Source organism: Pontimicrobium sp. MEBiC01747, from assembly GCF_053601635.1.
This window is the reverse complement of record NZ_JBSHNS010000555.1, coordinates 1-522: the sequence shown is the minus strand read 5'-3', so window position 1 is coordinate 522 and position 522 is coordinate 1. Positions and strand designations below refer to the sequence as shown.

At 30.1% G+C, this 522-nt stretch carries 1 protein-coding gene; it reads left to right on the top strand.

All coding sequences use genetic code 11. From position 1 onward, the window contains the following. On the top strand, positions 1 to 440 hold a 440-nt coding region (locus ACVC2P_RS18450), incomplete at its 5' end, for a hypothetical protein (RefSeq protein WP_452599921.1). Between the last annotated feature and the right edge of the window lie 82 nt (positions 441 to 522).

The following is a 522-nucleotide window of genomic DNA, read 5'->3' as shown; positions in this document are numbered from 1 at the left end:
TTTTTGCGCTTTCTGCCATTATAGCAATCGTTACTATTATAGATTTTAGCTTTACAGGACAAACCATTACAGAAACCGCTTTAAGTTCTAAAGCGAAGTTTGAACGTTATTATAATGCCGGTGGAAATTCGCATACTTCGCATAGCATACATACTAAAAGTTATGACTTTTATGCTTCGGAAGATTTTCAATACGAAGTAAAAGAGCATGATACTTTACAATTAAAAACCTCATTGCTTTTTAACGAAATTAATAGTGCTACACACTTAAAATCTAATACTACAGAAACGTATTCGCTGCGTTTGTATTCGGGATTAATTATACCATTATTATTTTTAGTTGCTATAGGGATTAATTATAAGTTTTCTGATAGAATTACTATTGTAACTTTTGTGCTAGCGGTTCTTAATATTGGGAATTTGGTTTATTTGTGGGTTTAGATAGCTTATTGATTTGTGTAACTCTTTCTTTTACAGGGAAAATACTCTCATTTATTAATAGTTCCAAACTAATTGAAATAAA